General features: G+C 46.2%; 10 protein-coding genes. All 10 read left to right on the top strand.

Annotated features, from left to right (window positions below; translation table 11 throughout):
• Positions 1-77 precede the first annotated feature (77 nt).
• Entirely contained in the window at positions 78-6,917 is a 6,840-nt protein-coding gene (locus AC1DLM_RS21985) for an S-layer homology domain-containing protein (RefSeq protein WP_477571192.1), read from the top strand.
• Positions 6,918-7,627: 710 nt separating this feature from the next.
• Entirely contained in the window at positions 7,628-9,208 is a 1,581-nt protein-coding gene (locus AC1DLM_RS21990; RefSeq protein ID WP_477571193.1) for an extracellular solute-binding protein, read from the top strand.
• Positions 9,209-9,383: 175 nt separating this feature from the next.
• Positions 9,384-10,346: a Gfo/Idh/MocA family protein gene (locus AC1DLM_RS21995; RefSeq protein ID WP_477571194.1), complete on the top strand. Its 963-nt coding sequence runs from the start codon at positions 9,384-9,386 to the stop codon at positions 10,344-10,346.
• Between the two features lie 12 nt (positions 10,347-10,358).
• The gene (locus AC1DLM_RS22000; protein WP_477571195.1) at positions 10,359-12,485 is read left to right on the top strand and encodes a glycoside hydrolase family 31 protein; all 2,127 of its coding nucleotides are present in this window, start codon (positions 10,359-10,361) and stop codon (positions 12,483-12,485) included.
• Between the two features lie 79 nt (positions 12,486-12,564).
• On the top strand, positions 12,565-13,584 hold the full coding sequence (locus AC1DLM_RS22005; RefSeq protein WP_477571196.1) for a response regulator transcription factor: 1,020 nt from the start codon (positions 12,565-12,567) through the stop codon (positions 13,582-13,584).
• Positions 13,581-15,416 carry a cache domain-containing sensor histidine kinase gene (locus AC1DLM_RS22010; protein ID WP_477571197.1) on the top strand — a complete coding sequence of 612 codons (1,836 nt, stop codon included), beginning with the start codon at positions 13,581-13,583 and terminating at the stop codon, positions 15,414-15,416. The genes AC1DLM_RS22005 and AC1DLM_RS22010 overlap by 4 nt, the downstream gene beginning before the upstream one ends.
• An 11-nt stretch (positions 15,417-15,427) precedes the next feature.
• Positions 15,428-17,716 carry a glycoside hydrolase family 95 protein gene (locus tag AC1DLM_RS22015; protein ID WP_477571198.1) on the top strand — a complete coding sequence of 763 codons (2,289 nt, stop codon included), beginning with the start codon at positions 15,428-15,430 and terminating at the stop codon, positions 17,714-17,716.
• A 177-nt stretch (positions 17,717-17,893) separates the two neighbouring features.
• A complete protein-coding gene (locus AC1DLM_RS22020; protein ID WP_056624593.1) occupies positions 17,894-19,789 on the top strand; it encodes a PrkA family serine protein kinase in 1,896 nt (631 codons plus the stop codon).
• A gap of 575 nt (positions 19,790-20,364) precedes the next feature.
• Complete coding sequence (locus AC1DLM_RS22025) at positions 20,365-22,740, top strand: preprotein translocase subunit SecA (protein WP_477571199.1); 2,376 nt, start codon at positions 20,365-20,367, stop codon at positions 22,738-22,740.
• A 69-nt stretch (positions 22,741-22,809) separates the two neighbouring features.
• Positions 22,810-25,403, top strand: a 2,594-nt coding sequence (locus AC1DLM_RS22030) for a beta strand repeat-containing protein (RefSeq protein ID WP_477571200.1), incomplete at its 3' end; no start/stop codon positions are given.

Here is a 25,403-nt window from a genome sequence, read left to right on the forward strand (position 1 = left end):
TATAATGGAAGCGATTGCAATATGAATGATAACCCCTTGTTTCAAGTAGGTGTAACTGACTCTAAGGAGGCTTTAGAATGTTCAGTAAGATGTTGAAGCAACAAGTACTTAAAAAGGCGGTAAGCATAGTGCTTTCCTTAGCACTTGTTCTTACATTAATTAACATGAATCCAGTAGAAACGGTTTACGCAGCGCCGGAGGACAACTTGGGCATTTTGGACATACACGTGAACAAGCCAGTGGGCGCAGTTGTCGATCTCGATGATGCGACAATTGACGTATCCTTACCCTACGGTACCATCTATCAAATGCTGAATATAACCACAAATGGTGCAAACGCAGTTCTATACAGAAGAGACGAAACAACGGTGATCCCTTTTGCAGCCAGCGGCATTAACAAAGGCGATGCGAAAATGGACCAATTTTCAACAAGCGGAACCACGACATATTACTTGGTAGTGACGGATATCCAGAATAGCAGTAATAGCAAAAAATACACGATAACGGTTACGGTAGATATGGCAGTGCCCTCTTTAAGTGGCCCAATGGGGCCAAATGATAAATACTTGCCACTGAATATTAAGGCAGGCGAGTCCGCGTGGGATGTGATGGGTGCATCCAAAATTGGCAATGGCAGCGGTACAGGTTCAATCGAAGGTCCAACGAGCCCTTCTTCTTACAGTGGGAAACCATGGTCAGAATCTGTATATGACCGTTCAGGTGACTACCCTGTGGCTTCGACTGTGAATGAATCATGGTTGGGAGACAATATGTATTTGCAAACGATTGGACGAAATGATTTGAATGCGCTTACGAAATATGGCATTGCAGGCGTACCAGGCACGTCTAAGCTCAACTCGGACATTTTGCGGTTTCACGAATTTAAACCTTTTGTGACGCCAGGAGGTGTAGGTCGGGACGACGGTGATCGCGGAGCCGTAGGCAGTGACCGGCAGAGATTGGAGATTAAGAGCAATACCAGCGCAGCCAACATCGATGCAAATAGCGTAGGCGGCGATATTATGACCCATCATTGGAGACTTATGCTCCCATCGGAAACGTTAAGGTTTCAACAAGATGTTGGTGAGAAAAAAGCAGGTGAATTCATTGAACCGCACCGGTTTTGGCACATCTTCCAATTGAAAGAAATCGCCGGCAACGCAGCCGGCCAACCAGTGACTACACTGACCTTAGTTTCCAGCGAAGGCAAAGGGCAGCTTGAATTCAGGAACAATCCAGATGGTAGCAATGCAGATCGCATTAAGCCATTATTCACGATTCCTTTTGAAAAGGTCGCAGATCGCTGGCTGGATTTCGAAGTAACGATCTTAACGGCAGATAAAGGTTATGTATACGGTAAACTTGTCGATCTGGAGTCGGGCGATGTGCTGTTCGAAGGCGGGATGACGGCCGAAACCTCTAGACGCCCTGAAGTGAGCAATCCGACAACAGGCAGACTTGAAAGAACGGATTTACCCGTTGAAGCGGGTCAACAAAATCGTTCCAAATGGGGGCTTTACCGGGGGTTGTATAACAGTCCGGCTGATGCAGCTTATGCGGATGAATGGCAAGCAGCAACCATGTACCTGTCTGACGTACATTTAATCAAACGGGATGAGGACAGCTATATTTTCCCTGACGGTTGGAACCCCAATACACAAGCGAAAGATATTGTTGCATGGGCAAGGCCAGCTGCGATTTCAGCTTCCCAAGGTACGGCATTTGGCAATTTAGCTTTACCTTCAAAGTTAGATGTCACCCTGAGCACGGGGAAAATAGAGCCGGTGAATGTAACATGGAGCTCATCGGGCTATAATCCAGATCATACGGGCATTCATACGATTTATGGTGAGTTTAATGGCTCGGGTATTACGAACTCAACCAATATTAAACCATTCATTGAAGTTAATCTTTCTAGTTATAAAAACTGGGCGGTAACTCCCGGAGCTACGCTTAAAGTTGTGTCTAGCAGCAGCAATAGTAAAAACAACTTTATTGATGATAATGCTACGACAGCTTGGCAGGCCAACAGCTCTCTAACTAAGACAGATGGTTATCAATACTGGGCGGCCGTACAACTGGAAAAGAAAATAGATGTGAGTAACATTCAAATTGAATGGACGAGTAATAGTAAGTTTTTGAAAAATTATCAAGTATACTACGCGAATGATGCTGCAGCTTTTAATGAACTCAAAGAGGGAAATGCCCTATCAGCGACTTCAGATGCAACGCGTAAACCGCTTGAGACGGCAAATGGTGCCCTATGGCAACCAATCGCAGGCGTGGGAAAAACGACACAACTAGAAAATAACGAAAAAGCCAATCATACGTTGGCTGTACCGATTGCAGCGCAATATATATTGCTTGTATCCGATGTCACACTCGATAATAGTGCTGGCGGAATTAAAGCGAATGTATTCAATGTTTTCGGTGAACCTTCGGTAACGGTTATTCCGGTTATACCGACAGGCTCTGTTAATCTGCTAGATCCATCTCGTTTTACACCGCAGGCTGGTGTCAATCTCAAGGTAAGCTCGGAAGCCAATGATCATCCGGGTGTAGATGCTTTGCGGTCAGGCGGCAGCGGGTATTGGCGGAATGCAAACCCTGATGTTTATAAAGGGGACTACTCACCATCCTCACTTTCATTAAGTCTTGACTTAGGCGCGCCTAAAACGATTGATAAGCTTTACCTTGAAATCCCTAACACTATCGCCAATATTCAAAGTAATGCTACAAGATTTGAGGTCTATTACACCAATGACCCTGCAGCATGGTCAAGTTCACCTACGTCTTCAGTTGGGGCACAGCTCTATGACTGGAAAGCTAACGGTTGGACGCTAGCTGGTGGTACAGAGACTGAAGGTTTGTGGTCCTATGTGACGTATAATGGTCAACAATGGGGCTATGATACGAAGCGTTTTCTGTATCCGTTTACAGCACGTTATGTGATGATAAACACCGTATTGGTTGGTCCTAGCGATAAGCGTGCGAATGATACCAATTCCATGATGGGTCTATCCGCCTTAGCGATTTATGGTAAAAATCCGTATACGAACACAACCGCACTAGTGCCAGCTAAGGACACCTATAGCACATGGGATCAGGTTGCACCTATATCGACAACGATTAACCTGGGTGGGAAAGTGCTTACGAGCATTACGAAGGGTGACACTACGCTTCTAATAAATACGGATTACACGGTTGCTGGCAATAAGGTTACTTTCACACCTCCCTACCTTGCCAAGTTGCCACTAGGCACGAATGAATTTACGTTCAACTTCAACAGCGGCGCACCTTCGCTATTTGCATTGGATGTCATAGCCCGTGGTTATGGCGCAAATGATAAGACGATCAAAATGAACGCAATCGAAGGCGTATCTCCTTACAATGTGTTAGGCGGAGCCATGGGTACCGACGAACCTGTAGAAGGTGTTACGAAAAGAATTAGAGACGCTTATCACGCTTTCTATGGTAATCAGCCTCGGGCGACAGCCGCGGATGATCATATCCAGAGTGTGTGGGATAGCACACTGCAAAAAAATGTGTTCAAGATTTTTGAATACGGCAGAGGTTTGAATAATGAGTTCTTGGATAAAACGCGTGATGGCGAGTACGGTCACAAAGGTGTATTTGACCCGAGTGTAGGCTATATCGTTGACGGCGCAGCTACTACCGATCGACAAAGAGTTGAGATTCGCCCAAGCGAAGATTCGAATAACGATTTTGTTGCATACGAAGGCGATTTGGTTTCCTATGAGTGGATGTGGAATATTCCGGACGGCATCCAGTGGAACCAGTCTAACTTCAGGCATATCTTCCAGTTGAAGGCTACGAATCGACAAGCTCCTGATACTTTACCAGGCGGCAATAATGGCGGGGAGAACGGCGCCTATATTCTTGCGATGTCCATTTCTGGAACGACGAACCGTGATCTAGTTGTCAATCATAACCGTTATGATGGCGATAAGACGCTAATGCGAATTCCATTACGAGAAATCGATGGGCACTGGATTAAAGTTGAGCTCAAAGCTCACATTTCGGACAGCGGCTGGCTGACCATTAAGATTACCGATCAAGTGACGGGCAAGGCATATACCTTTGACAGTCCGGATGTCTATCAAGTCTTCGGTAATCAAGGTACGGGTGACGGTGTCAAAGACTTATGGCGAAGACCCGAACGAGCAGGTGGCTTTGAGACCGAGTATCCGGCTGCGTTTGATCAATATTTGCGTCCAAAGTGGGGGATCTACCGCAGCTCTGCTAACGGTACCAACTCTGCGTATGACGTTCAGCTCGGGCTATCGGACATCACCATAAGCAAAGTTGCATCAGGGTTGTCATCTGTTAACTTGGCGCTTAATAAGAAGGCGTACAATGTTGGGCCAACAGGTGGTGCTAATCCGATTCAGATGCAATCAGCTACGGCGAATATGTACGGAAATGCTAACAAATTGACCAATGGTGTATTACAAGACTCGACCAAATGGACGGTAACGAACGTTACCAATTTGGACCAAATCGGCAATTATTCTTGGCTGGGTACCGACGGGGAGCGCAAAGGCAGCTTTGTCATCGACCTTGGGCAGGCGATGGATTTCAGCCAGATTAGACTGTTTGCGAAATCCACGAGGTTAAAGGGTGCAACCGTGTTTGTATCCAATGAGATCGGAGATCATTCATCGAGTGCTGATTTTAACAATATGACCTTTCAACAAGTGGAAAAGCAGACAGCCCTAGGTTATACGTATGAGACAGGCACTAGTAATGGTGGTATCGATTCAGCAGATAGTTCGCACCCTATTAACTTGGGCAAGACCTATCATGCCAGATATCTCAAAGTAACGGTGGAGAATGCTTCTGGTGGTAATACAGGCACAGATCTGACGGGACCTCCACGCTTGACACAAGTACAAGTGTTCAATGCGCCACTTCCTCCGCAGCATCTGACGATGGAAGCTAGCGGTTCAGGTAACATGCTGAAGTGGGATGCTAATGTTTTAAGCGAAGGATATACGGTGTACAATGAGACAACAGTATTGGCTGATTTACCAGCAGGCGTAACTACTTATCTGTTACCGAGTAACCTGACTGATTTCTCCAAAGTGACCGTAAGGTCCAAAGGAACAGACCTGTATTCACGTAAGTTTATGATTTCGGCACCGACCTTACTTAACATGTCAACGGACATCGTAGGGATTGCACCGATTAGCATCACAACAAGCGTGGGCGTAGCTCCTGTTTTACCAACAGTCGTCACAGCGGTTTATAGTGACAACACGACGGGACAAAGAGGGGTTATCTGGGACGCTATTGATACATCCCAATATGCTGTAGCAGGGAGCTTTAGCGTGCAAGGAACCGTCATCGGCGTAACGTATAAGGCTTTGGCTAATATTACAGTTACAGCCATAGACATTCCACTACCTGTTATTGTCAGCTATTCGCCAATCAGCATAACGACAACAGCGGGTACAGCACCCGTATTGCCAACGGTTGTCACAGCGGTTTATAGCGACAATACAACTAAGCAGTTAGGCGTCGTCTGGAGCAATATAGAGGCTTCCCAATATGCCTCGGCAGGTACCTTTAAGGTGCTGGGAACAGTTGGGGGCACCTCCTTGAAGGCAGAAGCAACAATCACAGTTACACAACGTACGACGGATCCAGGACCTAGTACAGGGACAGGTAGTGGAACTGGCACTGGCACTAGTTCAAGTTCAAGTTCAGGAACTACGGGGATCATCGATCTTGATAAAGATGCCAAAGTGACCAAAGAAACAACGGCAGATGGGAAGACGGTTACGAAAGTCACCTTAGATCGGGATAAACTGGAGAAAGCATCAGCGATTCCAGTCGTCGTGATTGAAGTGAAGGACGGTGCTTCCATCGTAAATGTGGAACTGCCAGGCCAAGCGATCCTGAACGCAATCAGTAAGCATAACAACACAGTAATTCAGATTAAAGCGAATGGTGCCATATATGAGCTGCCAGTTCAATTGTTTAAAGATATAGCTAAGGATTCAACCATAAGCGTTGTAATTTCAAAAGTTTCGGGTAAAACCGGAGACGATGTCACTGCCGCAGTGAACAAGTTGAACGCGAAGCAACTCGTTGCAAACCCGATCGAATTTACGCTCACGGTCAACGGGAAAGAAATGAATGATTTTGGTGGCGTTTACGTGAACCGCACACTTAGCTTGGGGACATGGACAGGTGACCCTGGCAAGGTAACTGCGCTCTGGATCGATGCGAATAATGGGATCCATTTCGTACCAGCCATACTTACGACGAAGAATGGATCATCTGAAGCTACGATTCGCTCGCCGCACAACAGTACGTACACGGTCATCCAATCCAATCAATCATTTGCAGATTTAGCAGGGCATTGGGCCAAGGCGGATGTTGAGCTGCTGGCCAATAAATGGATCGTTAACGGAATCACGGATAAGCAGTTTGCACCAGAGGCGCAAGTTACGCGCGCTGAGTTTGCGGCTATGCTAGTTCGATCCCTTGGACTCGTAGAGAAGAAAGCAGATGCATTCCGTGATGTAAAGTCGATCGACTGGTTCGCTGGAGCCGTTAGCACGGCGCATCAAGCCGGGTTGATTAACGGTTATGAGGATGGTACCTTTAGGCCGAATGCCAACATTACTCGCGAACAGATGGTGGCGATGATGATGCGCGCGATGAAAGTTGGAGGTAAGGAAATCCAAGCCAGTAGCACAGTGATTGATCGCTTCGCCGATCGTTCGACGATCGGCGAATGGTCGAAGGCAGCCGTCGCACAGGCGCTGACAGCAGGTCTTGTTCAAGGCTTATCGGACAATAGCTTCGCACCGACAGAGCCTGCCACACGCGCACAAGCGGCCACAATGCTGAAGCGCATGCTGCAATCGCTACAATTTATTAACTGATTCACACCCAGACCGCCAAAGCTGTAGTGTCCCCGTCGGGCCATCGTACGCTAGCGCACAAATATTGTGCGCAAGGAAGTCGTCCCGTCGGCCATCGTACGCTAGCGCACAAATATTGTGCGCAAGGGAATCCGTCCGGTCGGCCATCGTACGCTAGCGCACAAATATTGTGCGCAAGGGAAGAATCCCGTCGGGCATCGTACGCTTAGCGCACAAATATTGTGCGCAAGGGAATCTGTCCGGTCGGCTACCGCTCGCTAGCGCACAAATATTGTGCGCAAGGGAAGTCGTCCCGTCGGCCATCGCACGCTAGCGCACAAATATTGTGCGCAAGGGAAGTAACCCGATCGGCGATCGCTCGCTAGCGCACAAATATTGTGCGCAAGGGAAGAATCCCGGTCGGCCATCGCTCCCTAGCGCACAAATATTGTGCGCAAGGGAGTCGTCCCGTCGGGCCATCGCTCGTTAGCGCACAAATATTGTGCGCAAGGAAGTCGTCCCGTCGGCCATCGCACGCTAGCGCATAAATATTGTGCGCAAGGAAGTCGTCCCGTCGGCCATTGCACGGCGGCGCAAGCCGCCTCTTTTCTCAATCGTATAAAATCACATAGCGTCTTAAATTTATACATTCAGAAATCGGATCCTAATCGTTATGATAATCACAGATCGATGGAATCGCTTACAGTACATGAAGAAAGAAGGGGTTTTCAATGAAAAAAACAATGAGTCTAGGTTTAGCTGCTGTCATGATGGCAGCTACCGCACTAACCGCGWGTTCCTCAGATGGAAAAGTGGCAGGCACAGCTTCACCACAACCATCAGGCAATGTAAAGGCAGCACCAGTCAAGTTCTCGTTACTTTTTCCGACGACAGTCAGCACAGGTTACCACACTCGAATTCCCGATTTAAACAAGGACAAGTGGGTCTTGAAGCTGGAAGAATTAACGAATACGGATTTGGATGTTAGGGTTGTCGAAGATGCCAAGTTCGGGGTGATGTTCGCAAGTAACGATATTCCCGATGTTGTTGGCAGTATCGGTGGTCCAGGCAGTAAGTCGATGTCAGGTTCGGTTGAGAATGGTGTGTTCATGCCGCTGGACGATCTGTTGAAGCAGTATGGACCGAATTTGTTGAAAATGGTACCCAAAGCAGCGTGGGAGAGTGTTTCGTATAACGGAAAGATTTATGGCATTCCCGAATATTTGAGCAATCCTTCCCGTCGTGCCACTTACATTCGTACCGATTTGCTAGCTAAAACAGGACTTCAAGCTCCCAAAACGGTAGATGAGTTTCTGAATGTCCTAAGGGCTTTCAAGAAGTTAGGTGTCGAGAGTCCGTATCAAATGAGGGAGAATTTCAAGTATGCAGACGTTCTTCTAGGAGCTTACGACGTACTGCCGTATAAAGATCAATTTGAACTCGTAGATGGTCAAGTGGTTCCTAAATTTTTCGATTCGGAAAATGTACAGAAAGCACTAACCGCATATAAAACAATGTACGAAGAAGGTTTGATTCCGAAGGAATTCGCTACCATTTCCGCAACAGATTACAACAAAAGCCTAGATGCGGGGAAAGCGGGAATTTGGTCACAGAATGCTTCCGGTTTACCAGGGGCCAAAACCAAGCTAAGAGCGCTCAACCCAGACTTTAAAGCGGATATCATTGCTTCTCCGAAGGGTCCGGAAGGCAAAGGCGGTTACTTCTACTATTCACCTGTTGTTCGTACGTTCTATATCAATAAAAATGTGAAGCAAGATACGGCTGCCGGTATTATCAAAATGTTCGATTGGATGATGACTTCCAAGGATGCAGAAATATTCTTTACCTTCGGGATTGAAGGCGATACCTATACCAAAGACAGCAGTGGTGCGATCAACTATAAATTCCCAGTAACGAAGGAAGAAATTGATGAAGAAGGGTTCCGCAGCGGAACACTTTGGGCGGTACATGACTCTACCTACAATAAACCAAGAATGCAGTTAAACGATGATGGAAAAACGACCTTGAAAGCATTTGATGAGATTCTTTCGAAGGAAGGTTTACCTGGTATTGGATTCTATCCGGATTTGAGCAGCTTCGCTAAATTCCCGGATCTTGCAGCGCCTCAACCAGACGTAGGTCCGAAAATCATCGTGGATCACATGATCAAAATGATTTATGGCAAAGAGCCAATCACCGATTGGCCGAAAGTCATCGAAGAGTATAAATCCAAAGGCGGCACTGAGATTATTAAAGAAGCGACAGAGCGTTGGAATAAGAAGCAAGGCGCGATTATGATTGACACGAAATAAATGCATGTCTAATGAGGCATCCCTCTCGCAATGTAATGCGCGGAGGGGTGTCTTTTCTCATACAGGAATCGTAAAAAAACACATACTGCCGTAAGTTAATACGTTTTTCTTGGACGGTCAATCTCCTATAATGAAGGCAACTAAATCTATGGAACTTTAAGGGGGTATTTTATACATGAAAGCGATATTGGTTGGTTTAGGTTCAGCCGGGTTCAGTTGGTATAAACGACTAAGAGATCAAGGATTGTTAGCAGCAGTTGTTGAGGTTGATCTAGCAATGAGAGAGAAGATGCTGGATGATCCGTTCCCTTTTTACACGTCATTAGAGGAGGCTTTGCAGAACGAAAAGGCTGATTTTCTAGTCAATGTAACTTCACCTATGCGGCACACAGCAGTGAACCATGCGGCATTTGATCATAAGTTGGCTGTATTGTGCGAGAAACCGATTTCCTTTGATTATGAGGAATCCATCGAGATCGTAGCTCGAGCTGCCAGGGATAAGCTCCCGTTTATGATTGCAGAGAATTACCGCAGGATGCCTTATATTCGTAAAATGAAACAGCTTTTGGACGAAGGTGTCATCGGCCGTATTTCGTCTATGGACATACAGTTCTACAGATACCACCATGTTCAGCGGAGATATACCGTTAGTATTCTGGATGATATCGGAGTGCACCACTTAGATATGATACGCTATTTCACGGGTTGTGAAGGGAAGTCGGTGCAATCGAAGCTGTACAATCCAATTGGCGCTTGGCAAGAAGAAGGAGCGCTTATTAATGCGTATGCTTTCTTTGAATTGGAGGGTGGTATCACAGTGAGCTACAACGCATCGATCTCAGCCAGAGGGACGGAGACGCCATGGAGCGGCAATTGGCGAATCGAAGGAACGGAGGGCGCTATGGAAGTCGTCGATAAAGAAATTCGCCTTATTCGGGACGGCAAAGTTGAAGTTATAGATGACATAAGTGGTGTTGATGAAACAGATACACTGGCCGAATTTCTGACATCACTCCGTGAAGGACGCGAAGCGGAAACGAGTGGCAGGGATTATTTGAAAACCCAAGCACTTGTTCATTACACGAAGCTGGCTAATGAGTCCGGTAGAACGATGTCCATTGAGGTTCCAACAATATAAAGGATTGGGGAAATGAGTGTGCAAACATCGAATTGGCAACAAACAGCACCTGGCGTATGGCGCCTTACGATTGGAAATCCGCAGGGCATAACACCGCTCTCTTTGATGAGGGTGTTACCGAAAGATGAGGCGCTGCAGCAGCTTCCGCAAGTGAATCCTCCTTTTACAAGAGAAAGCATCGAAATCGAGGATCTTGGTGATTATCTTTTACTATCCATACCGCTTAATCGCACAGAAAAGCTATATGGGACAGGCTTACAATTATTAAGAATGAATCAACGTGGAAGAAACCGTTATTTGCGTGTAAACAGCGATCCTAAGCAAGATACAGGCGAGACGCATGCGCCAGTACCCTTCTATATAAGCGATCTCGGGTATGGCGTGTTGGTGGATACTTCGCGCATCGTGACCATGTATTGCGGCTCAACGATGAGACAAGAGGAAACACGAAGTGAGGATATACGGGATCGCAACACCGATAAGGGATGGAAAGCGACACTCGTGGCATCGCGGGTGGAGATCAAACTACCCAGGGAAGGTGCACACGTTTATTTGTTTGGTGGACCAACCCTATCCGATGTCGTAGCTAGATATAATTTGTTTTGCGGTGGAGGCACGCTGCCTCCGAAGTGGGGACTGGGCTTCTGGCATCGGGTTCCGACGCTGTATACGGACGAACAAGTGCTCGAAGAAGCAGAGCAATTCCGTCAGCACGATATGCCCTGTGATGTCATTGGACTCGAACCTGGTTGGCACAGCCACAGTTACCCGGTCAGCTATGAATGGGAGAAGAGCCGATTCCCTGAACCGGAACAATTCGTAAAGGAACTGGATCGCAAAGGCTTTCGTGTGAACCTGTGGGAGCATCCCTTTGTATCACCAAAGAGTGAGTTGTATGTGGAATTGAAGCCGCTGTCGGGGAGTCACTCGGTATGGGGAGGGCTTGCGCCAGATTATTCGCTGCATGAAGCTGTGTCGCTTTATAAGAAGCAGCATGAAGAGGAGCATGTCAATATCGGGGTAGCGGGTTACAAGCTGGATGAATGTGACGGCAGTGATCTGACCAACAACTCATGGATGTTTCCTGGGCACGCTCAGTTCCCATCGGGGCTTGATGGCGAGCAGATGAGACAAATGTACGGGTTAATGTTTCAAAAGATGACGACGGAATTATTCCGCAGTAAGAATCGGAGAACGTATGGGCTTGTCAGGGCTTCGAATACCGCGGCTTCCTCCATGCCTTATGTCTTGTATTCAGATCTTTACGATCACAAGCAATTCATTCGTGGTGTATGCAACGCCTCTTTCAGCGGGTTGCTGTGGACGCCGGAAGTGCGCAGAGCTAGGAATGCCGAAGACTGGGTCAGACGGATGCAAACGGTCATCTTCTCGCCCCTTGCGATGCTCAATGCCTGGGGGGACGGCACGAAACCGTGGTCTTTCCCAGAGGTTGAGGACACGGTTCGCCACTATATCAAGCTGCGGATGAGACTGCTGCCTTACTTGTATACGGCATTCGCCGCTTACCGGGAGAAGGGAATTCCACCTTTCCGTGCCATGCCATTCGTCATGTCCCCAGCAGAAATCGCAGAAGCTGAGGCAATCCAAGCTGAAGCAGCTGAGCAAACTTTGAACACGACAGATGGCGCTTATGGCAAAAAGAAAGTGAGGGAATGGGACGACCAATACATGGTCGGCGACGCCCTGTTAGTTGCTCCACTTGTCGAAGGAGAAACTGAGCGAGAAGTCCTGCTCCCTTCGGGAATCTGGTATGGATTAGAGACGGGGGAACGATACGAAGGTGGTTGTATCATTCGGATTCAATGCGGTCTGGAACGAATTCCAGTATTTGTTAGAAATGGATCAATCATTCCTATGATGCCTGCGCTGTCGCATGTCCCACCGCTAGGAACGCAAGTTCCACTTGAGCTGATTCATTTCGGTGATGCGGTAGGTGAAGGGAATTTATATGACGATGACGGGGAATCGTTTGACTATGAGGCCGGGGTATGCGGCTTGTGGAAAGCAACTGTCATCCAACATTCAGATGGTTCCTACGAKGGACAACTTACTGGACCGACTGAGAAGCCGCAAGCCTACAGCACTGTCACGTGGCGCTTCGCACAAATTCGTTTGTAGCACCTTCCGTTGAAGAACTGATCACGGTGAGTTATCATAATTGGATATTGATTCTGAAACATGGGTAGGGGGTCTGGACATGCATGTATTGATCATAGATGATGAGCCTGTCATACGCAGAGGAATCGTGAAGATGGCGGAAATGTACCAACCTGCTTTCTCACGCATTCAGACAGCCGAGAATGGCGTGGAAGCGTTGGAGCGAATTCGAGCTTGCGAGCCTGATCTTGTGCTAGTAGACGTTCGTATGCCGAAAATGGACGGGTTAGAGCTCTGCAGAATCATTCATGAGGATTTCCCGCAAATCAAAACAGTTGTGATATCCGGATACAGTGATTTTGAATATGCGCAGAAAAGTATGAATTATGGTGTACGTCATTATATGTTAAAACCTGTTACGACAGCGGATGTCCATGACATGCTGAATCAGTTAATCAAAGAGCCTTCACGCGGCTACATGCCGCCTTCCCGTTATATTGAGTGGATTGATCAGATGGAGCAGCAAATATGGGCTTTGCAAATGGAGGAGCTTGGCAGCTTAATCGATCGTTGGCGTGACTATTGTCTCTCTGTGCAACTATCGTTGGCTGGACTTAAAGAACTATTGGATGATTGTTACGCCCTGTTAGTCAAGCGCTTCCAAGCCCGTAACTACTCACCTTCAATCACGCAGGCCTATTTGCAGGCAGATAGTGTGAAGGAAGCTGTAGACACATTTAATAAAGGGTTAATTCAAATGGCCAAGGGCTTGCAAGCCGTTCGAAGTGGAAGCTTTAAAGATCCGATGGAAGAGGCCAAAAGCTATATTGACAGCAGGTTATCTGAGGATATCACGTTGGATCAAGTTGCAGCCATGGTCGGATTGACACCGACCTATTTCAGCTCGCTTTTTAAAAAAGTAACCCAAGAGACCTTTGTTCAGTATCGGATTAATAAAAGAATGATGAAAGCGAAGGAAATGTTAGCCATTCCCTATGTCCGAATCGTGGATGTAGCCACAGATGTGGGGTACGACGATTACCCACATTTTACAAAAACCTTCAAAAAAATTGTTGGCGTATCCCCTTCTGAATATCGTGCAGGATTGGGTATCAAATGAAAATTAGAGGGTTAACGAAGAAAATATTCGTTTATTTCTTGATTGTTATCATTCTTTCGCTTAGCAGTGTTGGCATCTTCTCCTACATGACTTCTTCCGGAGAGTTAGCTGAGATGGTTGAGAATCAAATGAACCAAATCGTCGGAAATGCGGTTCATCATACGGATTTGTATTTGAAGGATTATGAGCGGTCGATTGTCTCTCTTTTGACAAACAGACAGGTTATGGAGTTTGTAGATTTGAAGGCAGACCGAGAGGAATATGACTATTATATTGCTCGGAAAACGATTCGTGAACTGAGTGTCGATCCGTTATTTATCCGTAATCCAAAGTTGTCATCCGTGTATGTACTTAGCGATAAACTGAATGCCATCTATTACTATAACGGTGTAGGTGAACAATCCTTCAATGCCGAGGATAAGCGGAAGCAGCGCGAATATTTTCTCGCCAATACAGCGGCTGACGGTAAATTAAGTATTTTGAACCATACCATCATTGAAGGTCAAGAGAATCAAATGCTTACGTTAGTTCGTCGATTTCGAGGGTTCACCTCGCCTGAACTGAGCGGCATACTCGCTATTGAGATGCGATCGGCGGATCTGTCTGCCCTATGGAAAGGGATTGATCTAGGTAAGTATGGATACTTATTTATCATTGATAATAAAGGCCGATATATCTATCATCCAGATGGGGAGAAAGTCGGGTCCGATGTCCCAAAAGCGTTTGTAGAAAAGATGGAAAAGGCTGGCACTTCTTCCTTCATCGACAGCAGTGAAGGGGATGAACGCATGTATGTGAGTCGGAAGTCTGATTATTCGGATTGGCAGCTAGTCGTTTCTATGCCGTTGCGTGAACTGCGTAAGCCTTTGATGAACATTCGTTCGACAACGTTGATTGTCGGTTTATTTACATTGATGTTGGCGATTTTACTTGCATACCGATTCGGTAGATCGATTACGAAGCCGATTCAAGTATTGAAAAGCGGGATGAGAGAGACGGAGAAAGGGAACTGGGCTACGATTCCACTCCCCCCTCACAAGGATGAGATTGTTGAGCTGATGGTGCGCTACAATTTGATGGTTAAGCGGCTATCCGAAGCCGTTGACCGTGTGGTTCAGGTTGAAATCAGCAACTCTGAGATTCGGATGGAACGCCAGAAAGCGGAGTATCAATCTCTGCAGCTGCAGATCAATCCTCATTTTATGTACAACACACTTGAGACCATTGTTTGCTATGCCACGATTCAAGAATCGGAAGAAATATCTGAAATCGTGAAGGCATTGGCGTACATGCTGCGTTACTCGGTTCAAACGAATCTCGAGGAGATTACCGTTGCTAACGAATTGAAGCATGTTTTGTATTATATTGTTGTTCTGAAGCACAGAATCGGCCGTGATTTCGAGATTGATGTTGCCATAAAACCGGAGTATCTGCTTCATGTCATGGTTCGTTTGACCCTTCAGCCTTTAGTCGAAAATGTGTTTCAGCATGCCTTTCCTGACGGGTTGGAAGATTATCACTTCGTTCGGATTGACGGAGGCGTTGTTGACGGGATTTTCTGGATCAGTGTTGAGGATAATGGTTCAGGGATGACAGAGGCCAAATTAACGCAGCTTCAAGCGAAATTGAATGCCAATCGGTTGGCGGATACGGAAACAGATGAAGCAGGCATAAAGGGTGGCATTGGTGTGCTGAACGTCCATCGCCGTATTCAAATGGTCTATGGGGAGAGCTATGGACTCAGGATTGAAAGCGTGGCTGAGCAAGGGACCAAAATGATCATGGTGATGCCTGCATCGCCTAAACAAAGTGATAAGCCAAATGGTGGATAGGGGGCGTATTCTTGAACAATCGAGAGAAACTGTGGTATCTGCAGCCTGCTAAGTTGTGGGTGGAGGCCCTTCCGATTGGGAACGGTCGGTTAGGCGGGATGATCTTCGGTCACGTACAGGAGGAACGAATTCAGTTAAATGAAGATTCCATCTGGTACGGAGGTCCTAAGGATGGGATTAACCCCGATGGTTCCCGTCATTTGGAGGGAATTCGGGAGATGCTTTTTGAAGGAAAGGTGGAGGAGGCCACACGATTAACGCGAATGGCTCTTTTCTCCACGCCCAAATATTATAATCCGTATCAGCCTTTGGGAGACCTGAGGCTTTATTTCCATGGTCAAAAGGGTGAAGTTGAAGCGTATCGGCGAGAGTTGGATATCAAGAATGCCATAGCTCGGACGAGCTATAAGGTAGATGGAGTCACCTATCGTCGTACGATGTATGCGAGCTACCCTGATCAAGTGATTGTCATCCAACTGACATGTGATCAACCTGGTCAACTGAACTTCTCAGCGAATCTGAATCGCAGACCGTACGAGGGTGAAACAGGCAGACTATCGGCTGACAGCATTTGGATGAGCGGCGAATGCGGAAAGCACGGTGTCGAATATGCCTGTGTACTGAAGGCAAAAACGGAGGGCGGCACTGTCTCTGTCATTGGCGATTTCTTGTCTGTGGAAGGGGCTAGTTCCGTGACATTGCTGCTTGCTGCAGCGAGTACCTTCCGAGAGTCGGATCCATTAGCTGCCTGTCAGCTGCATATCGCGGCTGCCGAGCAGTTTAATACGGAAGAACTAGAGCGCCGCCATATTCAGGATTATCAGACGTTGTTCAATCGGGTGAGTCTGCAACTAACGGAGCAGGATCCGTTAGATGACTTAGCAACCGATGAGCGATTGAAGCTGATGCAAGAGTCGCATTCGCATATGGATACTGGATTGATGGAGCTTTACTTTCACTATGGACGGTATTTGCTTATCGCCAGTTCCCGCCCAGGATGCTTGCCAGCCAATCTTCAGGGCATATGGAATGACAGCTTTACACCGCCTTGGGAGTCCAAATATACGATTAATATCAATACGCAAATGAACTATTGGCCAGCAGAGGTATGCGGACTATCCGAATGTCATGAGCCATTGTTTGATCATATTGAACGCATGCAGGTGAGCGGTCGGCAAACCGCAAGAGATTTGTATGGATGCTCCGGCTTTGTCGCTCATCACAACACAAACCTTTGGGGAGAAACACGGCCTGAGGGCTTATTTCCGACATGTGTCGTTTGGCCAATGGGAGCGGCATGGCTGAGCTTACATCTGTGGGAGCAATTTCTATATACCCAAGATAAACAATTTTTGCAGCAGAGAGCTTATCCAATCTTGAAAGAAGCCGCGGCCTTCTTCGTTGATTATTTGGTGGAAGCGCCGAATGGACAGCTTGTGACAGGCCCCTCTGTCTCACCMGAAAACGTGTACGTATTGGAAGATGGAACTAGAGGGGCATTGACCATGGGGCCCGCTATGGATTCGCAGATCATCCATGAGTTGTTCACTGCATGTATCCAGAGCAGCGATCAGCTGCAAGTGGATGGAGAACTGCGGGAACAGCTCACGGCGCTGCTAGCGCGGCTGCCTAAGCCTCAGATTGGCAGACACGGTCAAATCATGGAATGGTTGGAGGACTATGCGGAGGAGGATCCTGGTCACCGTCATATTTCACAATTGTTTGCCTTGCATCCTGGCACGCAAATAAGCCCGCATCGAACGCCAGAATTAGCCGAGGCAGCAGCAGCAACCCTTCAGCGCAGATTGGCAAACGGAGGGGGGCATACAGGCTGGAGCAGCGCATGGATCGTTAATATGTTTGCGAGACTTGAGGATGGCGAACAATCGCATACGCACTTGAACCATATGCTGCGCAAATCAACGTATCCCAACCTCTTTGATGCGCATCCGCCTTTTCAAATTGACGGCAATTTCGGAGCCACAGCTGGTATCGTGGAGATGCTGTTGCAGTCACATGCGGGTGAATTGAGCTTGCTCCCTGCCCTGCCGTCTGCATGGCCGCAGGGGGCTGTGAGCGGCTTGCGAGGACGCAATGGATATACGATTGATCTGAAGTGGTCCGATGGCCAATTATCGGAGGCGATGATCAATGCATCTAGCTCTGGCACATGCAGAATCCGTACGCGCGAAGCCGTTCTGGTGCGTTGTGGAGGAGAAGATATCCTAGTGAACAGGGATCATGCGGTTATCCAATTTCAAGTCGAAGCGGGTTGCAAGTATGAGATTTTCAGAAAATAGGGAAGATCGTCTTGGAATCCTAGTCATTTCCATTTTCAAAAATCGGTAAGCGAGAAATCCGTTACATTTTAAAATTTCGGGCAAGTTATCCTTCTTGGGTGCATAGGATTGTAGTACACAATTCACCATCACGAGCTGACCTATTGCCATTAAAGGCAGCAGTGAAAGGAGGTACCCATGGACATATTCAAAAGAATTTCAGAGCATCGTACGGAGAAGGATTCATTGAGCTGGACCGGTACGTTCGCGGAGTACATAGAATTGCTTCGCAGTAATCCTGGACTCGCGAGAACTGCGCATTCTAGGGTCTATGACATGATTGCTTCGCAAGGTATCAACGATCAAGTTGGCCACAAATCCTACAAATTTTTCAATCAAGAGATTTTCGGTCTGGATCGTGCCGTTGAGAAGCTAGTGGAAGAATATTTCCACTCCGCTGCCCGTCGATTAGATGTTCGCAAACGTATTTTGTTGCTAATGGGTCCTGTAAGCGGTGGGAAATCCACAATTGTGACCATGCTGAAACGCGGATTAGAGCAGTTTGCCAAAACGGATTTAGGGGCAGTTTATGCGATCAAAGGGTGTCCGATGCACGAAGAGCCGCTTCATTTGATTCCGATGGAGCTGCGACCAGAGATTGAGCGCGAGTTGAATGTGAAAATCGAAGGCAGCTTATGCCCATCGTGCCAAATGCGGTTGAAAACGGAGTATAACGGTTGTATTGAAGATGTGCATGTGGAGCGCGTTTTTGTCTCCGAAGAAGGCCGGGTAGGGATTGGTACTTTCAGTCCATCAGATCCCAAATCGCAGGATATCGCCGACTTAACGGGAAGCATTGACTTTTCAACGATTACAGAGTTTGGTTCTGAGTCGGATCCACGGGCGTATCGTTTCGATGGCGAGCTGAATAAGGCGAACAGGGGGATCATGGAGTTCCAGGAAATGCTGAAATGTGATGAGAAATTCCTCTGGAATCTACTCTCACTGACGCAAGAGGGGAATTTCAAAGCCGGTCGCTTCGCTCTGATCAGTGCAGATGAGTTGATCATTGCGCATACCAATGAAACGGAGTATAAGTCTTTTATCGCGAATAAGAAAAATGAGGCCTTGCAGTCTCGTATGATTGTTATGCCGATCCCTTATAATTTGCGTGTATCCGATGAAGAAAAAATTTACTATAAGCTTATCGGACAGAGTGATATGTCGCACATCCATATTGCCCCGCACGCGCTTCGTGTGGCCGCGATCTTCTCGATTCTCACGCGTTTGAAGGAAACGAAGAAGCAAGGGATGGATTTGATCAAGAAAATGCGTATGTACGACGGTGAAGTTGTCGAGGGTTACAAAGAGGCTGATCTGAAGGAAATGCAAAATGAATATCAAGAAGAAGGCATGAGCGGAATTGATCCACGGTATGTTATTAATCGAATTTCAAGTGCCTTGATCCGTCAGGATCTTCAATGTATTAACGCCCTAGATGTGCTGCGAGCTCTGAAAGACGGTCTGGATCAGCATCCATCGATTACCAAGGATGAGCGGGAGCGCTTCCTGAATTTCATCTCTGTTGCTCGTAAGGAATACGACGATATTGCCAAGAAAGAAGTGCAGAAAGCGTTCGTCTACTCCTTCGAGGAGTCGGCTAGAACCATTTTCGACAACTACTTAGATAATATTGAGGCCTACTGCAACTGGGGTAAAATTAAGGATCCGTTGACCGGCGAGGAGATGGATCCAGATGAGCGCCTCATGCGTTCCATTGAAGAGCAGATTGGTATTTCGGAAAATGCGAAAAAAGCATTCCGCGAAGAAATCTTAATCCGCATTTCCTCTTACTCACGCAAAGGCAGAAGGTTCGACTATAGCAGTCACGAGCGGCTGCGTGAGGCGATTGAGAAGAAGCTATTCGCTGATCTGAAGGACATCGTGAAGATTACGACCTCAACGAAAACACCGGATGAGAAGCAGCTGAAGAAAATTAATGATGTGACGAAGCAGCTCATCGACGAGCATGGATACTGCCCAGTTTGTGCCAATGAATTACTGCGGTATGTAGGAAGCTTATTGAACAGATAGGCGAATACGCTTGAAGCCAAAGACCTGAGTGGGTGACGACCCCTTAGGTCTTTTTCCCTGTGAAGAGGATGCTGATTGTTGCCTAACACGAAATCTATTAATCTCTCATATACCCAATTGAATGAGTTTCCGAATGCTTGGGATTTCAGACTAATCGTACTCACAACCATTGTTGTTTTCTTCGTAGGGCTGTGCGATTTGATGGGATTTAGAAATAACAAGAAAAACTAGGATAGCATCTAATTCTATGAATACCTCTTGTGCAAAAATATGCCAATGAGGTTTCTTTTTTATTGAATAGCGGGAAGAAATGTGTCGAATAAAAGATATTTTGTCAAAATATTAATTTAATTTAAAGCAATAGTAAGTGTGACCCATGTTTGATTTGTATGCTAAATACAAAATTCAGGTCTTTTGGATTAGTTTATTTGGTATATTGATAGCTATATTAACCGTTGTTGGTTATAATTAGGTATAATGATCTATATTTTTGTAATATTCGTATTAATTTGTAATATTATGACGGTAATGTCGAAATATAGAAGGCATCTTTACTAGAAAGGAGTGACAGGTAGATGTTTGCCCGATTATTCAAAAATATAACTAGAAATCATGTGGAATTGCCGGCAGATATTGTCCCTATCATTAATGAAATCAATAATCTGTATATAGCGATGGAAGAACGTTTGGCAAATGAAGAATTGCAGCATCGGTCAAAAGAACTATCCGAACAAATCCGAAGTGGAACACCCGGAGAATTTCTGCTACCTGAGGCATATGCTCTAGTCAAGCTGGCATGCCGTAGAGTCTTAGGAATTGTTGTGCACGATGTCCAGCTTTACGGGGCAATTATGCTTTACAGAGGGCATATTGCTGAAATGAAAACGGGGGAAGGCAAGACAGTAACCGCTGTGTTCCCTGCATTTTTGCAAGCTTTGGAAGGGCACGGCGTACATATTGCAACAGTAAATGAATATTTGGCTGAGCGGGATAGTCGCAAAATGGGAGACATTTTTCGCATGCTKGGACTTACCGTAGGTTGCATCATCGCTGGAATGTCTCCTGCTGTAAGGAAGGCACAGTACCTACAAGATGTTATTTATTCCACACATGTGGAGCTTGGGTTTGATTATTTAAGGGATCATTTGGTGCTGAGCGCAGGAGAAAAGGTTCAGCGTGGTTTATACGATATCATTATAGATGAAGTGGACAGTATCCTAATAGATGAAGCGCGCACTCCGTTGATTATTTCGGCGCCTCCAGGTAGCGGGCAACAGTATTTATTTTTTATTGACGAAAAAGTAAAAAAACTTAGCGAAAGCCATATTCAGATCGTGGAGTCTCATAAACATGTCGTGTTAACGGAAGAAGGAATGGATTATTGTGAAAATCTTTTTTCTGTTGATAATTTGACAAAGCAGGAGCATTCGGAACTCTATCATTATATTGTTCAGGCATTGCGAGCAAACTATGTCTTCAAACGAGATGTTGATTATGTCATTATCCGCCATGATGACGGATCCGAGGAAGCCGTTATTATCGATCCGAGCACAGGACGCCCTATGTTAGGAAGAAGGTTTATGGAAGGACTACATCAAGCCATAGAAGCCAAAGAGGGAATTCTGGTTCAAGGGCAGCCAAAGACCCTTGCAACGATAACTTTGCAAAGCTTTTTCGCTATGTACGCCCAAATATGCGGCATGACGGGTACTGCGATGGAATCTAAGGACGAGCTTCGTGATATTTACGGTATAGATGTTGTGAGAATTCCTACCCATAGACCTGTCATTCGCAAAGATTTGCGAGATCTATTATTTTTCACGGAAGAAGCGAAATTTAATAGAGTCATAAAAGATATAAGACGTATCCATGAAACAGGACAGCCTGTGCTTGTTGGAACAGCAGATATCAAAAGGTCCGAATATGTAAGCTCTATGCTTACCGCAGCAGGAATTCCACATCGATTATTAAATGCAAAGCATATTGACGAGGAAGCGAAAATCATTGAACAGGCAGGGGCGTATGGCGCAGTCACGATTGCTACGAACATGGCTGGAAGAGGGGTTGACATCAAACTTGAGCCTGGGGTAAAAGAGCTTGGCGGGCTATATGTTTTAGGTACTTCCCACCATGAATCTTCTCGAATCGACAACCAACTTCGTGGACGCAGTGGGCGTCAAGGAGACCCGGGCTATTCAAGGTTTTATGCTTCGTTGGAAGACGAAATGTTATGGCAGTATTATCCGGAACGACTGTTGGATGAATTGGAAAACGCTAATTTCGATTTGTTAGAGCCTATCCCTCGAAAACATTATTTCAAAGGAATCAGTGACGCTCAAAAACAAGTGGAATCGCAACATTTTTTCATGAGAAAACAACTCCTTGCCTTCGATTATGTGCTTAATCTTCAAAGATTGGCGATGTATTCGATGAGGGACGCGCTTCTGGAAGCAGAAGAGGTACATGCCAAGTTAACAGACTCTATACCAGATGTGATTTTGAACATTGTTCAGGGCTTCTTCTCGAACTCAGCGGAGCCGTTGAATTTTGCGGGGATTATGGCAGCTGTTCGAAGTGTTTTTCCCGATCGGAGGCCCCTCAAGCTGGAATGCCAAGATGAGGTGACGGCAGATACCATAACAGTGAGTCTTGCCTCTCAGATTTCCTTGATTTTCGAGGAAATAACGGAGCTTTGCGGTGAGAGCGTTCATCAGGTGGGAAGGCAGGCGATGATTTCAGCCTTGGATCTTCACTGGATGAATTTCATAGAAGCTGTGGAAGATGTTAAAAAGGGTGTCGGCTTACAGGCCTATGGCAACATGGATCCCTACATACAGTTTGAAAAAGAAATTTCAACAATGTTTGAAGAGATGATGCATGCCATCCGTCAGGACAGCTTGCGTAACGTTTGGCTTCAGCTGCAACGCATTAGGCCAAACGTAGCTTGTTGATACAGACTGGTTATTCTTTCAATTTATCATAGATTAAGTAAAATTTGATTGCATTTATAGGAGGCTAACATGTCGGATAACAACAATCACAACCAAGATGAAAAAGAAGTCAATCAGCTAAGCGCCAAGTTTAAGCGAAGAAGTAAGGGCACTTCATCTAAAAACAAGACGGCTGTCATCACTGGAGGAATTATGGCGGTGGGGTCTCTTTTGCCGCTTTTACCTGTTCAAACGGCTTATGCTGCTACTGCAGCTTCGCTGTCGATCAGTTCATCGTATGCGGCTGCGGAAGAGAGTGTAACGGTTACTGTCAATACGAATGATGGTGACGGTTCCTTGAACGCCAATATTGGCGTTGCGGAAACGACCACAGTCAAAGTTTCTTCTCCTGATGATACTCGAGGATCTTTTAGCTTGACGCTTACAGAAACAGATGTCAACTCTGGTATTTTTACAGGTTCCTTGAAACTGGTAGAAGCAGATACTGCTAACGCCAATGAAATAAAGGTGCAGAACAATAATMAGGTAACTATCGTAGATCCGAATACCGGTTCTCCTACGCTTAATCCGATTGCTGCAACTATTACCAGAAGAGATCATGCGACTGGTATTTTGAGTTTTTATGACAAAGGTACTGACGGCACTAACGGCACTAACGCTTCTATTTCGGGTTTAAACGGTCTCGTACGCAATGGTCAGGTCATTCGAGTGGAGTTGTCCGATCTTGATTTGAACACTAATGCGACTACCGCTCAGACACAAGCTGTAACTGTTGCTGGTGTTTCTCTCAATTTAACAGAAACGGGCGTAAACACTGGGGTGTTTGCCGGAACGTTTACAGTAGGGGCTGGCGGTATTTCCCCTGCTAATAACAGCAGCTTTCTCATAGAGTATGCGGATGCTAAGAAAAGCGACAATTCTTCGGCCACAATCACTAGCACGTTGATCCGTAAGGATTACTCCACAGCAACGCTTGCGGCTTTACCAGCAAAAGCAGCTTTTGATGAAGCTATTACGGTTACATTAGTGGACAATGATCTGGATTTAACTGGCGGTCAGGAGCATGCAACTGTCCATATTACTTCTTCTGACGATTCGAATGGGTTTGATCTGGATTTAACAGAAAGTATCGGTACTCCAGGGACTTTTACAGGGACCTATACCATGCAAGCATCGACTAATGCCTCAGCAAACGAAATCGGCGTATCAAACGGCAGTACGGTAACGGTTGCATATACAGATCTTCGGAATAGTTCTGGGGGGATAAGCTCACTTACACAGCTTGTAACCCGCAAAGATCATACGACTGCAACGGTAAATGTTGATAAATCACATTTGGTTTTGGGTGAAACTGCTACGATCACCGTGACCGATTTGGAGTTTGCCAATAACAGCACGACGGACGTACCAACGGTTAAGTTAAAGTCAGGCATTACGGATACAACGGGATTTTCAGTTGCATTAACGGAAACTGGAGATACAGGGGTATTTACAGGGACGTTCAAAATAGGGGTGGCTTCTGACACAGCAACGACGCCAAAGACGATTGGCGTTAATACGAATCTTGAGCCGATCACGATCACTTATACAGATGCTACGCAAGCTAATAACGCGACGAACGTAGCTGTAACGGCAACAACGGATCGTAAGGACCGGATGACGGGAACATTGACGTTGAACCGAACGTCAAAGGCAACAGGGGAAGAAATTGAAGTTGTTCTTTATGATACGGATTTAGATACAACTTCTGGTAGCGATAGCACACAGGTGCTTGTCAACTCGCCGCAAAGTCCAGGTGGTTTTTATTTGACATTGATGGAAACGGCGACTCCGGGAGAATTCACAGGCGTATTTAAGACGGCTAATGCGACGAAAACGAACGTTACTCCGAAGGAAATTGGAGTTAACTATGGTGTTAATGTCAATGTGATGTATGTTGATGCCAATGATGTTAACAACGATACAGTGAATACTGTAGAAACAATTGCAAGAAAGCATGTTACTGGTAAGCTGGACGTGGTAAATAATGTGGGTGCAACATCGTGGGGGTTAAACAGCGATACTTTCACAGTCAAGGTTACAGATGCGGATCTGAAGAACGCTACTGCCTCCAATACAATAACAGTTGATATTTCAGATGCTGACGGTACTCCCCAAACGGCAACATTGACTCAAACAGGTGCGAACACGGGAATTTACAACGGTACTTTTGTACTTGCCAACACATCTGTTCCAGGACAAATCAAGTCAATGGCTGGTAATGATGTTGTTATTAAATATGTTGATGCTGCTGACAATACGGACAGTTTATTAGATATTACTGCGAATGTGTTACGTCGTGACCCGATTGTGATTACTAGCGTAACAGCATCAGGCGCAGGCAGCGTAGGGCAAATTGATACTAACGATACAATTACGCTGCATTTAGCGAATGCAACGAACAAAACAAGCGCATTAACGAAAGTAGAAGTGGATGCAGCGATTGTCGTGAGTAACGCTCATACATTAGGTGCAGACTATACGGGCTCGTGGACAAACAGCGGTCAAGATTTAGTGATTACGATCTTAGATGGAACGGGTGCGACGTTTACCATAAGCGATACGATTGGATTAGCGAATGATCCAACCCTGCTTAGCAGCGGAGGAACGGCTTACACAGCTGT

Source organism: Paenibacillus sp. 01T442 (assembly GCF_056398345.1).

Coding starts and splice junctions, on each gene's coding strand:
- AC1DLM_RS21985 (WP_477571192.1), top strand. CDS start 78: ATGTTCAGTAAGATGTTGAAGCAACAAGTACTTAAAAAGGCGGTAAGC.
- AC1DLM_RS21995 (WP_477571194.1), top strand. CDS start 9,384: ATGAAAGCGATATTGGTTGGTTTAGGTTCAGCCGGGTTCAGTTGGTAT.
- AC1DLM_RS22005 (WP_477571196.1), top strand. CDS start 12,565: ATGCATGTATTGATCATAGATGATGAGCCTGTCATACGCAGAGGAATC.
- AC1DLM_RS22010 (WP_477571197.1), top strand. CDS start 13,581: ATGAAAATTAGAGGGTTAACGAAGAAAATATTCGTTTATTTCTTGATT.
- AC1DLM_RS22020 (WP_056624593.1), top strand. CDS start 17,894: ATGGACATATTCAAAAGAATTTCAGAGCATCGTACGGAGAAGGATTCA.